At 47.9% G+C, this 14,242-nt stretch carries 12 protein-coding genes and 4 pseudogenes; 6 read left to right on the forward strand and 10 right to left on the reverse strand.

Going from position 1 to position 14,242, the window contains the following annotated elements; genetic code table 11:
* Positions 1 to 15: 15 nt before the first annotated feature.
* The 5 genes from potG to AC2A1E_RS08095 all read right to left on the reverse strand — a co-directional run bounded on the left by potG (position 16) and on the right by AC2A1E_RS08095 (position 4,682).
* A complete protein-coding gene (gene potG / locus AC2A1E_RS08075) occupies positions 16 to 1,149 on the reverse strand; it encodes a putrescine ABC transporter ATP-binding subunit PotG (RefSeq protein WP_459402133.1) in 1,134 nt (377 codons plus the stop codon).
* 133 nt (positions 1,150 to 1,282) lie between these two features.
* Complete coding sequence (gene potF / locus AC2A1E_RS08080) at positions 1,283 to 2,392, reverse strand: spermidine/putrescine ABC transporter substrate-binding protein PotF (RefSeq protein ID WP_484383309.1); 1,110 nt, start codon at positions 2,390 to 2,392, stop codon at positions 1,283 to 1,285.
* A 397-nt stretch (positions 2,393 to 2,789) separates the two neighbouring features.
* On the reverse strand, positions 2,790 to 3,269 hold the full coding sequence (locus AC2A1E_RS08085; protein WP_484383310.1) for a YbjN domain-containing protein: 480 nt from the start codon (positions 3,267 to 3,269) through the stop codon (positions 2,790 to 2,792).
* 148 nt (positions 3,270 to 3,417) lie between these two features.
* Complete coding sequence (gene rimK / locus AC2A1E_RS08090; protein ID WP_484383311.1) at positions 3,418 to 4,335, reverse strand: 30S ribosomal protein S6--L-glutamate ligase; 918 nt, start codon at positions 4,333 to 4,335, stop codon at positions 3,418 to 3,420.
* 56 nt (positions 4,336 to 4,391) lie between these two features.
* Complete coding sequence (locus AC2A1E_RS08095; protein WP_484383312.1) at positions 4,392 to 4,682, reverse strand: YbjC family protein; 291 nt, start codon at positions 4,680 to 4,682, stop codon at positions 4,392 to 4,394.
* A 242-nt stretch (positions 4,683 to 4,924) separates the two neighbouring features.
* Between AC2A1E_RS08095 and AC2A1E_RS08100 the strand changes: the two genes are divergently transcribed.
* On the forward strand, positions 4,925 to 5,188 hold the full coding sequence (locus tag AC2A1E_RS08100; protein WP_473187713.1) for a GrxA family glutaredoxin: 264 nt from the start codon (positions 4,925 to 4,927) through the stop codon (positions 5,186 to 5,188).
* Between the two features lie 50 nt (positions 5,189 to 5,238).
* On the opposite strand, the gene AC2A1E_RS08105 is transcribed toward AC2A1E_RS08100, so the two are convergent.
* Positions 5,239 to 5,628, reverse strand: coding sequence for an inner membrane protein YbjM (locus tag AC2A1E_RS08105; protein ID WP_484383313.1), 390 nt, complete (start codon positions 5,626 to 5,628; stop codon positions 5,239 to 5,241).
* 331 nt (positions 5,629 to 5,959) lie between these two features.
* On the opposite strand from AC2A1E_RS08105, the gene AC2A1E_RS08110 reads away from it, so the two are divergent.
* Complete coding sequence (locus AC2A1E_RS08110; protein WP_459402126.1) at positions 5,960 to 7,648, forward strand: aspartate:alanine antiporter; 1,689 nt, start codon at positions 5,960 to 5,962, stop codon at positions 7,646 to 7,648.
* Positions 7,649 to 7,940: 292 nt separating this feature from the next.
* Here AC2A1E_RS08110 and AC2A1E_RS08115 read toward each other — a convergent pair whose 3' ends face one another.
* The 4 genes and pseudogenes from AC2A1E_RS08115 to AC2A1E_RS08130 all read right to left on the reverse strand — a co-directional run bounded on the left by AC2A1E_RS08115 (position 7,941) and on the right by AC2A1E_RS08130 (position 9,770).
* Complete coding sequence (locus tag AC2A1E_RS08115; RefSeq protein ID WP_459402125.1) at positions 7,941 to 8,159, reverse strand: DNA-binding transcriptional regulator; 219 nt, start codon at positions 8,157 to 8,159, stop codon at positions 7,941 to 7,943.
* 97 nt (positions 8,160 to 8,256) lie between these two features.
* Positions 8,257 to 8,579: pseudogene (locus AC2A1E_RS08120) on the reverse strand (phage late control D family protein); the annotation flags it as partial.
* Positions 8,560 to 8,929, reverse strand: a pseudogene (locus tag AC2A1E_RS08125) (phage baseplate assembly protein V); the annotation flags it as partial. The pseudogenes AC2A1E_RS08125 and AC2A1E_RS08120, both read right to left, overlap by 20 nt.
* 187 nt (positions 8,930 to 9,116) lie before the next feature.
* On the reverse strand, positions 9,117 to 9,770 hold the full coding sequence (locus AC2A1E_RS08130) for a hypothetical protein (RefSeq protein WP_484383314.1): 654 nt from the start codon (positions 9,768 to 9,770) through the stop codon (positions 9,117 to 9,119).
* Between the two features lie 195 nt (positions 9,771 to 9,965).
* Here AC2A1E_RS08130 and AC2A1E_RS08135 point away from each other — a divergent pair.
* From AC2A1E_RS08135 to AC2A1E_RS08150, 4 genes and pseudogenes are all read left to right on the forward strand, one after another.
* Positions 9,966 to 10,612, forward strand: a pseudogene (locus AC2A1E_RS08135) (phage terminase large subunit family protein); the annotation flags it as partial.
* Positions 10,612 to 11,646, forward strand: a pseudogene (locus AC2A1E_RS08140) (phage portal protein). The pseudogenes AC2A1E_RS08135 and AC2A1E_RS08140, both read left to right, overlap by 1 nt.
* Positions 11,647 to 11,781: 135 nt before the next feature.
* A complete protein-coding gene (locus AC2A1E_RS08145; protein ID WP_484383315.1) occupies positions 11,782 to 13,215 on the forward strand; it encodes an AAA family ATPase in 1,434 nt (477 codons plus the stop codon).
* Between the two features lie 11 nt (positions 13,216 to 13,226).
* Positions 13,227 to 14,162, forward strand: coding sequence for a DUF4435 domain-containing protein (locus AC2A1E_RS08150; RefSeq protein ID WP_484383316.1), 936 nt, complete (start codon positions 13,227 to 13,229; stop codon positions 14,160 to 14,162).
* The last annotated feature ends 80 nt before the right edge of the window (positions 14,163 to 14,242 follow it).

The following is a 14,242-nucleotide window of genomic DNA, read 5'->3' on the forward strand; positions in this document are numbered from 1 at the left end:
TCCTTACCTTCTCAACTACACCGTCAAGACCACACAACTGTCGGTTTCCCAGCATAGGCGCACTTCGTCACCCCAGGTTGGCATCCCTTTACGGAAGCGATGACCATTCTGCAACTGAGCGCTGATCATCTGCCCGCTAAGCAATTTCACATGGTAGATCGACAAGTCGCCCAGGTAAGCAATATTCACCACCTCACCGACGGCAAAGTTACAGCCATCTTCCGGCAGATCTTCGCACAGCATGATTTTTTCTGGGCGCAGAGCCACCTGGATCGGCACCCCGTCCACTACCGAGGAGTCAGGATCCACTTTCAATGCATGGCGCAAGCCGGGGCTTTGCAGGATCAGGGCATCATCCCGCCGCTCTTGCAGCACGCAGTCGAACACGTTGACAGAGCCGATGAATTCGGCGCTGAAACGGCAGTTCGGATGCTCATAAATCTCTTCCGGCTCACCAATCTGCACGAATTTCCCACGGTTCATGATGGCAATACGCCCGGCCATGGTCATCGCCTCTTCCTGATCGTGGGTCACCATCACGCAGGTCACGCCCACGCGCTCCAGGATATCCACCACCTCAAGCTGCATGCGATCGCGCAGTTTTTTATCCAATGCCCCCATCGGTTCATCCAACAGCAGCAGTTTTGGCCGTTTAGCCAAGCTGCGTGCCAGTGCCACGCGCTGACGCTGGCCACCGGAAAGCTGATGCGGCTTACGCTTCGCGTATTCCTGCATGTGCACCAGTGAAAGCATCTCCGTGACGCGCTCGTTGATTTCCGCACGCGGCATTTTGTCCTGTTTAAGGCCAAAAGCGATATTTTGTTCCACCGTCATATGCGGGAATAGCGCATAAGACTGGAACATCATGTTCACCGGGCGTTGATAAGGCGGGACGTGGGACATGTCCTGACCATCAAGAACAATCTGCCCTGCGGTTGGCTGTTCAAAGCCAGCCAGCATGCGTAACAGCGTGGATTTTCCGCAACCGGAAGGGCCAAGCAGCGCAAAGATTTCGCCTTTATAGATCGTCAGGCTGACGTCTTCGACCGCATTCTGGCCATCAAAGGTTTTGGTGAGGTTACGAATTTCCAACAGAGGGGTGAATACCTTCTGCGATTTGGCTTGAGGACGAGGAATGGCGTCGTTCAATCGGGGTGCTCTCCGGTTAAAGCAGTACAAATAACCACAGCAATTGCCATGGCCCAAAATGGCAAAGCAGGCGGGAATAACCCCCGCCTGCTGGTCAGATAATATCAAGCCCTACCTGCAGAGCTTTTAAACATTACTTCCCGCTTTTAACTTTAGTCCAGGCGCGGGTAATAACACGGTCAACTTTCGGTGACTGTACGTTCAGTGCAAACAGCTTGGCACGAATATCCGCTGGCGGATAAATGTTTGGATTATCACGCACCTCGGCCTTAACCAGCGGCGTGGCTTCATTCACCGCATTGGCATAAAAGACGTGGTTGCTGATGTCCGCGATAATTTCCGGCTTCAGCAGGAAGTTCAGGAACTGATAGGCCGCATCTTTGTTTTTCGCATCTGCTGGCATAGCGAACATGTCAAAATAAGCCAGCGCCCCTTCTTTCGGGATGGTATAAGCCACGTTTACACCGTTCTTCGCTTCCTTGGCACGGTTGGCTGCCTGCATCACGTCACCGGACCAGCCGATCGCCACACAGATATCCCCGTTCGCCAGATCGTTAATGTATTGCGAAGAGTGGAAATAACGGATGTTCGGGCGCAGTTTCATCAGTAAATCGTTCGCCGCCCCGGTGTAATCTTCCGCATTGGTGCTGTTCGGATCTTTGCCCAGATAGTGCAGTATGGTGGCATACACTTCGCTTGGCGCATCCAGGAACGACACGCCGCAGCTTTTGAGTTTTTCCAGGTTTTCCGGTTTAAGGATCAGATCCCAACTGTTAACCGGCGCATCTTTACCCAGCACGGCTTTCACCTTATCGACGTTATAGCCGATACCGGTTGTCACCATCATATAAGGGATGCCGTACTTGTTGTCTTTATCGTTGTTGGCCACCAATTTCAGCATCTCGGGGTCGAGATTTTTGTAATTGGGTAGCTTGCTCTTGTCCAGCGGTTCAAAAATACCGGCTTTGGACTGGCGCTCAAGGAAGTTGGACGAAGGCACCACCAGATCATAACCGGTACTGCCCGCCATCAATTTGCCTTCCAATACTTCATTGGAGTCAAAGACGTCATACACCACTTTAATACCAGTTTCTTTCTGGAATTTAGCGAGGGTATCCGGCGCAATATAGTCGGACCAATTGTAGATGTGCAGCGTATTCTCCGCGGCTGATGCGGTGACGGAAGCCGCCATCAGCAAACCGGCGACAACACCCGATAACCACTTTTTACGTTGGTTGACCATCCGTAACTTCCTCCAAAAACAAGGGGGTAAATTTGTATCCTGAATGGATACAAAACCTTCGACTCATCGAGCGCAATCGTTACGATCGCGAATGAATGGCTATGCAATTGATTACATAAACTTTTTTCATCTGCACAGCCCGCGCGCGCGCAAAGAGAAACGCAAGCCCTTAACAGAATCAGCAGCATAACCGGAGTTGCCGGGGTGTACCAGTCTTCACAGTAAAAAACGCCTTTTATCGATTGTTTATGCACTAGTTCTTTATGTGATACGCCAATTGCGGCACAAACAGCGAGAAATATAGGGCTATAAGAGAAAAATGCAGAACATTTCATTACAGGGGGAAACAGGAGCAGCATGCCGCCGGAGCTACGGCATGCATAACGTACAGCGGGAATCAGTGCAACATTGGCTGGCGGGCAGCAGTAGCCGGGTTCTCTTCTTCATCCCCCATAAACAGCAGATCATTCGCCCTGGCTTCCAGGATCACCATCGAGATCTGTTCTTCACCCTGCTGCATAAAGTGAGCAAACTGTTCGTAAGCCACGCCAACGGCAATGCTCAGCGACTGGCAGACGATCAGTTTTGGCAGGTTATCATCCTGAATATCGACAAATGCCTTGATGGTCAGCGAACTGGCATTGATCTGGCTCAGATCGGCCACCAGCGGGATCAGCGCCGTCGGTTTTACCTCCGCCAGCGCAGAGAACAAAATCACATCATCGACCAGATCGATTTTGGCATCGAATACGCCATCGAAGTTTTGCATGTGTGGCAGGTGCAGCGCCTGGCAAGAGTCACATTCAAAGAATGAGATACCCAATTGATCCAGCCAACGTCGTAATAACGCCAAATCGGGGACGATGAGTGAATCCATAAATAGCCTGCCTCACAATATTCAAAACGTGAAAAGGCGCATAGCTTACGGAATATTCAATCGATATACCACGATCAAAGGCACTAAATTCGTTAATCAGATAATTACGAATGATGCAAGACAAGTTTGCGCCAGAAAAACCAGGGATTTACCGCCGTTGAGATCCCCCTACCGATTTCAACCGAAAGCCTGGCTTACAACTCTGTTCGATGTATTCGATCATCATTCCGGCAATATCCAACCCGGTAATGGTTTCTACACCTTCCAGCCCCGGGGAAGCATTCACTTCCATCACCAACGGCCCACGATCGGCGCGCAAAATATCGACCCCGGCTACGTCCAACCCGAGCGTCGCGGCCGCTTTGATCGCCGTAGTACGCTCCTTGCCGGTAATATGCACTTTGCGAGCCGTACCACCACGATGCAGGTTCGAACGAAACTCGCCGGGTTTTGCCTGCCGCTCAATGGCTGCCACCACTCGCCCGCCAACCACCAGACACCGGATGTCACTGCCTTGGGCCTCACGAATATATTCCTGCACCAGAATATGGGCATTCAGGCCGCGGAACGCGTCGATCACGCTCTCCGCCGCCTGACGGGTTTCCGCCAGTACCACGCCAATGCCCTGAGTACCTTCCACCAGTTTCACCACCAGCGGCGCACCGCCCACCAGTTCGATCAGATCGCCGGTATCATCCGGTGAATGGGCAAAGCCGGTAATCGGCAGATCGATTCCCTGGCGCGCCAGCAATTGCAGCGAGTGCAGTTTGTCGCGCGCGCGGGTAATGGCGGCAGATTCATTCAGCGGATAACTGCCAAGCAATTCAAACTGGCGCAGCACGGCGGTACCATAAAAGGTCATCGCCGTGCCGATACGCGGGATCACCGCATCGTAACGCTCCAACTGGCGGCCACGATAGTGGATGGTCGGCGCCGCCGGATTGATATTCATATAACAAGAGAGCGGATCGATAATATCGATACTGTGACCGCGCTGTTCCGCTGCTGCCCGCAGCCTTTTGCACGAATACAATGAACCATCACGCGAAAGAATGGCAATTTTCACTCGTCACCCCAGGGACGTTGTCACCTGCACAGGCAGGCCTTCACCCATGGCCGCAGTCACTCCTGCGGGCCGTGGTCTTTTTTATCCGTTGGCGGCGCCTTCTCTGGCGGTTGGCGATCGCGCAGTAGCGGGCTGAACCCTTGTGCCATACGCCAGACCAGATACGCGGCAGCCGGAACCATCAGCGCCACACCAAGGAAAATCATACCAACCGCCGCCTGTTGCGAAGCCAGTATGCCGGGCAAGCGCACATAGTCATTAATACTCAGGTAGGCAAGCACCAACAACACCATGCCCAACCCTTCGAGCACCAATACCGAGCGTGGTAAGTCACCGAATGAACGCATATTTTTCTTCTCCAGACTTGCTGTGCTCAGTGTAGTGAATTCCCCGCCGCCGCAACAGCCCCTGATGATTAATCGGTTCTATGAATCAAACCAACAGGCAGATCCTGCTTTTTTTTACCTGCGGCAACGGGCATAGTAAGGGCCAAGAACGTGAGTGATCGCGTTACTGATGTCTTTTTATGACGGATGGAATGTCGTTACAATAGCGGTCAATGATTTGAATAACAGACTAGGAGTGTGACATGTTTGCTGTAATTTTCGGCCGTCCCGGCTGCCCTTACTGTGTCCGTGCTAAAGAGTTGGCAGAAAAATTGACTGAAGAGCGTGACGATTTCAACTTCCGCTATGTTGATATTCACGCTGAAGGTATCTCCAAAGCCGATCTGGAAAAAACGGTCGGTAAGCCGGTAGAAACCGTACCGCAGATTTTTATCGATGAGAAGCACATTGGCGGCTGCACTGATTTTGAAGCCTATGCCAAAGAAAATCTGAACCTGTTTCAATAACCGTTCGCGGTAAAACAGTGAAAAGGCGCCTCAGGGCGCCTTTTGATTCATTACTGCCTGCCACGCGAGTGAAGCTGCTGCAGCGCATGCATAATAACCCGCATGAACAAATATAGCATGGCACCAAAGACGCACCAGAACACCGCACTAACGATATACGCCAACTCCTGCCAAAGTGAATAACCGGGCGTCAGCCAGAAATGACGGATAAACAGACAAAGTGGCACCGCATAGAGCGCCCCGAGCAGTGGACACAAAATGCGTTTCTTGCTCGACAGATAGCTGGCAATAGCACCAGGGATCACAAACAGCAGCAACCCCGTCTCACCATTATGAGCAGACTCTGAACCGCTAAAAACCCCGCCCTTCTGGCCCAGAAAAACCAGGCTAAACAGCAAAAAACTGCTGCAAATACCCAGCCAGTAGCGATAGCTTGTCATACACTTCTCCCCTTTAGCGATGTGACCACTGGCTACATCGTAAAAACAGTCTTCTCACAGACGTTGTGATACGCAGCCAAAGCTGGCAACGCTGACTGAACTTTTCCTTGGCTATAAAAAGGGTTAAATGCATCGGGCGGCGCATACAGGCATGCTTTATGCTGGCTGTCGCGCGTCATAGAGACTAGAATAAGCGCCGCTGATCGATGGTCTGAATTGCCTTCCGCTGGTTAGCTGTTCTATAAGTTTTTATCCCTATATTCTATAGGTAAATTTATATCTTATAGTTTTATACATCAAGAATTTACTGGTAAACAATAAGTTATCCTACGTGAACATAAACGTCGCTAGTTTGTTAAGCGGTAACTATATCCTGTTACTGTTTGTGGTACTCGCCCTGGGGCTCTGCCTTGGAAAGCTCCGCCTGGGTTCCGTTCAACTCGGTAATTCCATTGGCGTTTTAGTGGTATCGCTGTTGCTCGGCCAGCAACACTTCGCCATTAACACCGAAGCCCTGAATCTCGGTTTTATGCTGTTTATTTTCTGCGTTGGCGTTGAAGCCGGCCCGAACTTTTTCTCGATTTTTTTCCGCGACGGCAAAAATTACTTCATGCTGGCGCTGGTGATGGTCGGTTCAGCGATGGTACTCGCCATCGGTCTTGGCAAACTGTTCCAATGGGATATCGGCCTCACCGCCGGTATGCTCGCCGGTTCAATGACCTCTACGCCCGTGCTGGTAGGGGCTGGCGATACGCTGCGTAACACCATTACCAATGGCCCGGCGCTGCTGGTGGCCCAAGATCATCTGAGCCTGGGCTATGCCCTGACTTACCTGATTGGCCTAGTGAGCCTGATTTTTGGCGCACGCTACCTGCCCAAATTGCAGCATCAGGATCTCCCAACATCCGCCCAACAGATTGCCCGCGAACGTGGCCTGGATACCGATAGCCAGCGCAAAGTCTATCTGCCGGTGATCCGTGCCTATCGTGTTGGTCAGGAACTGGTTGCCTGGGCAGACGGCAAAAATCTGCGTGAACTCGGTATTTACCGTCAAACGGGCTGTTATATCGAACGTATTCGCCGCAACGGTATTCTGGCCAACCCGGATGGTGATGCCGTGTTGCAGGTCGGGGATGAAATCTCTCTAGTGGGTTATCCTGATGCTCATGCACGCCTGGATCCCAGCTTCCGTAACGGTAAAGAGGTGTTCGACCGGGATCTGCTGGATATGCGCATCGTTACCGAAGAGATCGTAGTGAAAAACAGCAACGCCGTGGGTAAACGCCTGAGCCAGTTGAAACTGACCGATCACGGCTGCTTCCTGAACCGCGTGATCCGCAGCCAGATTGAAATGCCGATTGACGACAGCATTGTGTTGAACAAAGGTGACGTGTTGCAGGTTAGCGGTGATGCACGCCGTGTGAAGAGCGTGGCAGAAAAAATCGGGTTTATCTCTATTCACAGCCAGGTCACCGACCTGCTGGCCTTCTGCGCTTTCTTTATTATCGGTTTACTGATTGGACAAATCACCATCCAGTTCAGCAACTTCTCATTCGGCATCGGCAACGCTGCCGGTCTGTTGATGTCTGGCATTATGCTTGGCTTCCTGCGCGCCAACCACCCAACGTTCGGCTACATCCCGCAGGGTGCGCTCAATATGGTGAAAGAGTTTGGCCTGATGGTGTTTATGGCGGGCGTTGGCCTGAGTGCTGGCGCGGGCATTGGGAACAGCTTGGGTGCCGTTGGCGGCCAGATGCTGATTGCTGGCTTAATCGTCAGCCTGGTACCGGTGATCATCTGCTTCCTGTTCGGTGCTTACGTCTTGCGGATGAACCGAGCCCTGCTATTCGGTGCCATCATGGGGGCGCGAACCTGTGCCCCGGCGATGGAGATCATCAGCGATACGGCACGCAGTAACATCCCTGCGCTGGGTTATGCTGGGACCTACGCTATCGCTAACGTATTGTTAACTCTGGCAGGTTCGCTCATTGTAGTGATATGGCCAGGTATATGGGGATAACGCATCAACAAAAGAAATGATTCAGGGCTAAAATATTTTGGATTTTTTTATCGACCGCCAGAACTTTTCAATCTGACGATAGTCTGAATTAGTGCCACTGCTTTTCTTTGATGTCCCCAATTTGTGGAGCCCGTTAGTCCCGCCGTTTCAGGTTCAAGACTAGCGGGTTTTTTATTGCCTGAATTTTAGTGCCCTTAAAAAAATCACTTACAATGCAATGAATTACTCGATGGCGACAAAATGGCGGCGCATTTTTTATGGGCGAAAAAAAACCTGCTTTCGCAGGCTTCTTTCAGATCCACAGCGTTCCCTGGTTTTCCCTAGTTGGATGCGGCGGCACAATATCAATTTTTCCCGGTGTCACTATTTGGCGTTGAATTGATTCCAAGGTCACAAAGGTACAACTACAGTTTATATTCTGACATTGGTGATAACGTTCTTTGGTGTTCTCACTCAGATAGCGACTTGTGCGGGCATGTGCTGCGGTTCTGCAAAGCGGGCAATGCATCATTATACTATCCCCTCCTCTCTTCCTCATTTGCCACGACAATATCGCGCACGATCAAGAACAAAACCACCTTTAAGTGAATTTACAAAAATAATTCACATTATGATAATTCATAAGAAACATCAGACAGCAAAACCTCCAATTCTGCCGCCGTCGTAAAGCCGCTGTTACCCAGGTTATGCACCATCTTGCTGACTATCCAGGGTTGGGCGTCGATCACCTGCTTAAATCCCTTCACGCGGACGGGGTTTCCGGCACCAGTTCGGCACGGCCCATGGCAAGCGACAGCGAGAACTCCGCCACACCCCGTTGCAGCTTTTCCCATTTGGTCTGTGCGGCCCGCATCGCGGCTTTTTGGGTGGCGTACACCGTGGGTATCGCGAACACATTATCCTCCGCCCCCACCAGATATTCCCCCTCCCGAGGCGGCCGGTTCATACTCAAGCACCGCCCCGTCGGGGAATGCAATATGCAATACATCAGCAGAGGCCGATGGGCCGGGAAGTCATCAGAGAAAATACCGGGCAGCACAAAGGTACAAAGGTAGTAGTGTCCAGTTCACCGCCGAGCGCCAGGAGCAACACCTGTTCCCCTTCGGACGGGGCCCACCAGGAGCGAGATCGCGCCGCCCGGCAGGTGAGCAAGGGCAGCCAGTCGGTGAGGTTGTCGCCGGTCTCCACGCGGCAAAGCGCGTGCTCCAGGTCAACGGCATTCACGGTGCCAATGCGGATCAGATTGCGCAGCAGGCGCAGGATGTTGGTTTGAGTATTCATGGGGGGAAGGATGCCGCTCTAAACGTATGGCGGCAATTTAGAACGGTTGGAAGATCACAGGCACAACAGAGGCTATTCGAGCGCTAACCTATCTTGACTTGTCATTTTTTCTCAAAATTAAGCGAACAATCTTAAGTCGCTCGCTTAAAAATGTGTTAACTTCTGGAATGCTTTTTAATACACGATGCTACTCTAGCAAGTTAATTGTACCTTTATCATATGGTTTAGCCTGACCACCAATGTCGGCCCCGTCTTTCAATATATTTCTCCAATAGCTGACCGTCATATCAGTATTGATAATGCTTTTCACTGTATATATATAATCTTCTATATCAGAGCGCATGGAGCCAGGTTCAATATCACTCACCTTTTGAACCCTGCCATCAGAGCATAAAACCGCAACCCATGTTTTCTCGGTGGACTCACTGTATAAAGGCAATACTCTCATCGCAATAGCAGCCTTACCATCAGGTAATGAAAACCTGAATAAAGGTAAAAAATAGCGTTCATCAACGCTTGAATTCTCCTCAGTAATAGTTACCCTGCTTTTAATCACATCCAACTCTTCTCGTGGTGAATTTTTATCTTGCGACCGCCATTCACCTACTGCAATAATTTGCTTTAATTGCAGCGCATGTTTCTTGTTGAACTCCAGTGATTTACGAGGTATATCACCATTAGCATCATAATTAACGCTAGCCGGTACATATGTATAGGGTAATTTAACCTCATCAAATGCTTGTAGCATTTCAACTGTTTTTGGCTGGGGATCACCAAGGCAGCCCTGTGCATTTGCAACGCTAGACACGATAAAAAATGAAAGCAAAATGAGTCTCTTCAAGTTTTCCCCTTATGTAAAGTAGAGAGTAAGTATTGGGCATATATCGTTACTCTATAATTTCCCACATAGTGTTCCAGTATTCAATGAGTGCCCACAGAGCTCACCACACAAGGGTTTTGTCATGCTCGCTGCATCGATTCTTTGCATAAATCGCTAATTGTTCATGATCGACATCAGGAAACGATGGTGATCGTCTCGGTGTTTCCGCTCACCGAGTTGCAGGGCTGCATGGTGGATACGCTGGAAGAGTGGGACGACGTCAACCCCTATGCGGTGCGGCCCTTTGGCTATCGCCCGGTGTGGATTGGTTACGCCCCCTCGGAGGCCAACGGCGGCGACAGCGCCGGATGCGCGGTTATCACCCCGCCGATGGTGGCCGGGGGCAGGTTCAGGGTGCCGGAGCGCCACCAGTGGCAGGGGATGAACTTTGCCGACCAAGCCCAGAAGATTAAAGACCTCACCGAGAAATACTGCGTGGAATACATCGGTATCGATGCGACCACCGTCGGCAAGGGGTGTTCCAGTTGGTGCGCGAATTTTTCCCCGCTACCCGTGAAATCAAATACACCCCGGAAATCAAGACCTCGATGGTGCTGAAAGCCAAGGACACCATCGGGCGTGGTTGCCTGGAATACGACACCAGCCACACCGACATCACCGCATCGTTTATGGCGATACGCAAAACCATGACCGCCAGCTGCGCGCGCTCGACCTACACCGCCAGCCGCAGTGAAGAAGCCAGCCATGCGGATCTGGCCTGGGCCATCATGCACGCCCTGTTAAATGAACCGTTGACCGCCGGGAGCGGCCACAGCAGCCCGAACATTCTGGAGTTTTACTGATGAGCAAGCGCAAGAGCCGCAAGGCATTGACCACAACACAGCACGCAACCCCACCCACCGCCGCGCAGAACGTGGAGGCGTTTACCTTTGGGGAACCCTCGCCGGTGATTGACAAACGGAAAATCCTCGACCACCTGGAGTGCTGCGGCAATGGCAAATAGTACGAACCGCCGATCAGCTTTGACGGGCTGGCGCGCAGTATGCGAGCCGCCGTACACCACAGCTCGCCGATGTTTGTGAAGCGTAATATTCTGGCGTCCACCTTTATCTCGCACCCGCTGTTAAGCCAGCAGGAGTTTAGCCGCTATGCGCTGGATTATCTGGTGTTCGGTAATACGTTCCTGGAACAGCGCAAAAACCAGCTCGGTGAACCACTACGCCTGCAATGTTCCCCAGCCAAATACACCCGCCGGGGCGTGGAGCCGGATACCTACTGGTTTGCGCAAGACTGGAAAGAGGCGCACCAATTTGCACCTGGGAGCGTATTCCACTCGATCTAACCGGATATCAACCAGGAACTGTACGACCTGCCGGAATAGCTGAGCGCGCTTAATTCGGCGTGGCTGATTGAAGCCGCCACGCTGTTTCACCGCAAGTATTACCAGAACGGCGCACACGCCGGTTACATCCTGTATATGACCGATGCAGCGCAGAGCACCAGCGACGTTGACCGAATGCGGCAGGCGATGCGCGACACCAAAGGGTTAGGCAACTTCCGCAACCTGTTTATGTACGCGCCGAACGGCAAGCCCGACGGCATCAAGATTTTGCCGTTGAGTGAGGTCGCCACTAAGGATGATTTTTTCAATATCAAAAACTCCAGCCGCGACGATCTGCTGAGTGCGCACCGCGTACCGCCGCAGATGATGGGGATCATCCCGAATAACACCGGGGGATTTGGGGATGTGGAAAAGGCGAGTCAGGTGTTTGTGAGGAATGAGTTGATGCCGTTGCAGGAGCGGATGAAGGAAATTAATGAATGGATAGGTCAAGAGGTAGTTCAATTCAAAAAATACGCACTAAACATCGAATAAGATAAGTAAATTTTCATTTGCTTTCAAATGGATAACACCTCTTATTAGTTGTTCAAAAATTAACTAGTCAAAAATTATTTTTTACAATATATTAAATGAGAGCATATCATGCTGAAAACAAATGGAATTACTATCATGACAGTTGAACTTAGAAAATTCTCAATCAACAAGCTGTACGGATATAAGAATATTGAATTGAACTTTAACAAAAAAAGTACAATTATAATTGCTGAAAATGGCGCTGGCAAAACGACACTTATAAATGCCCTTAAATCCACATTGAAAGGAGAGTTAGATGAATTACGCAAGATTAAATGTGAAAGTATCTCTATAGAATTTAGTGATAAAAATTTTCTTATAAACGTTTCCGAATTAAGCTTCTCTGATTTCCTATCAAACGCAACGTTGCCTCCCCGTTTTTTTGAAATCACCAGAAAACTAAGTAGCGGGCAAGTAGACGATGTTTTATCATTTATTAGATACAAGTCATTAAGGGAGGCAAAAAGCACTAGTTGGTATAAAAAAATGTACGAATCCAGCCCATATAGTCATTCGGATATTGATGATGTTTTGGAGTATGTAAAAAGAACATTAAAATCATTTTACGCCTCTATTGATAGTGTAGATTTATTCCCTCAAGAAAAGAAAGTCAAGTCTAAGGCAATTCAAGAAATTGAAGAAATAAAACTTAAAATGAAGGATATTGACATAATATATCTACCAACCTATCGCCGTATAGAAAAAGCAACTCTAAGAGATAGCTTTACGAGAGAGGATAATGAAAGAGTGGTGCTTCGCGATGGTGAGTTTGTAAGAGTTCGCGAAGAATCATCAAGTTCAAATATGGAGTTTGGGTTGTATGATGTAGAGTATAAACTGAAAGAAATAAGCTCCTCGATTGAAAGACGGTCTAGCTTGGGTTATAGAACGTTGAGTGCGACCATTATTGAAGATATGATGACCGGAAAAATCAGCACATCTGCAAAACATAAACTCCCCTCAGTTTCTGAGCTATCTCGTTTTTTAGGTCGAGTTGTTAATAAAGACAAAGAAAGTAACAGACGAATTATTCAAGAAGTAACTAATATTATGGAAAGTAAAGAGCAATTGACCTCAAATAAAATGCTTACTTACTTCCTATCAAAGTTAAAGGCAGTAATAGACTCAACAAAAGAGCTAGAATTAAAAATAGAAAGTTTTGTTGGTATTTGTAATAAGTACCTTCAACTCTCTGACGACTCTAAATCTTTGAATTTTGATGTTGAATCACTTCAGGTTATTGTGAAGGATTTACATACGAATAATACAATTGAGTTAGAAGACCTATCTTCAGGTGAGAAACAGATTATATCCTTGATGGCTCACATGTACCTTGATCACACAAAAATGAAGATAGTATTAATTGATGAGCCTGAACTTTCATTATCATTAGAATGGCAGGAGCATGTGCTTGTGGATATCGCAAACAGTCCTTCTGTAATTCAAATGTTAGCAATAACACATTCTCCATTTGTTTTTGATAATGAATTAAAAACCGAAGTTAAATCACTTAAAGTTGTTAAATATTGAGGTCTTTTGACATGGCCGTTGACCGTTTTAAAATGATGATGGACTCTATAAGAAAACCATGTGTTTTGAGATTGAAGTTAATCAAGAACAAAGAATCAGGCAGGATATTATTTGTATTTGAAGGTGACGATGACTATGACTTCTATCATCATGCTTTAAATCTTTGTAGTTTTGAAAAAGAATACTCACATATAAATGGCGCAGGTAAAGAACAGTCAGTAGCTCTTTATGATGAGCTCTTTGAAGAAAAAAATGACAGTCTTTCTGAAACCTATTTTTTTGTCGATCAAGACTATTCATTATATTGCCATTATAGTAAAAACATAATGACACTTCCTTTTTATGCTATTGAGAACCCACTTTCTGACGATAGAGTGATAAAACATTTTTTAATATCAACATTTAAGTTAGATGATAGGAATAGAAATATTATCGATAGTGTAATGATGCACTATACCAAAGCCAAGGAATGTTTTTATAATGAAATAAAAAACATTTCCATTCAATTATTTATGTCTAGAATACTTGGGTTGGGTATTGAGTTTCCGAAGAATGATGAAATTTTTGATAAAATAGAAAAGGATAAGGTTATATTAAAAATAAAAGAAATCCCAATAATAACCAGTCGATTGGAAAATCTCAATGAAGACGAAAAGATATATTATGATATTATATCGACATTAGATAGAGATCAATTAACTAGAGGTAAATATGTTTATTATTTTATTAGTGAATGGCTTATGCGGATAAAAAAATACATCCATTCACGAATAGATAATGCAAATATTGACCTTGAAAAAGAAACTAACATTGAGTTAAGAAGTAGTAGTAAAAGATTAGCAAAAATTCAGTACGACCACAATGACATTTCGATAGCAAAGCTATCTCCAAATTGTAGAAAAATTAAAGAATTAGATACATTCTTAAAAAGAATAGAAACCCTTTGATTCTAAATCACCACCTCTCGATGAGGTGGTTTAGAGCTATCCTTTATTCTCGTCATACTTCAATCTGTATGGGTGTTAAC

The sequence above is a fragment of the Serratia sp. HNCC26DJ206 genome (assembly GCF_057180605.1).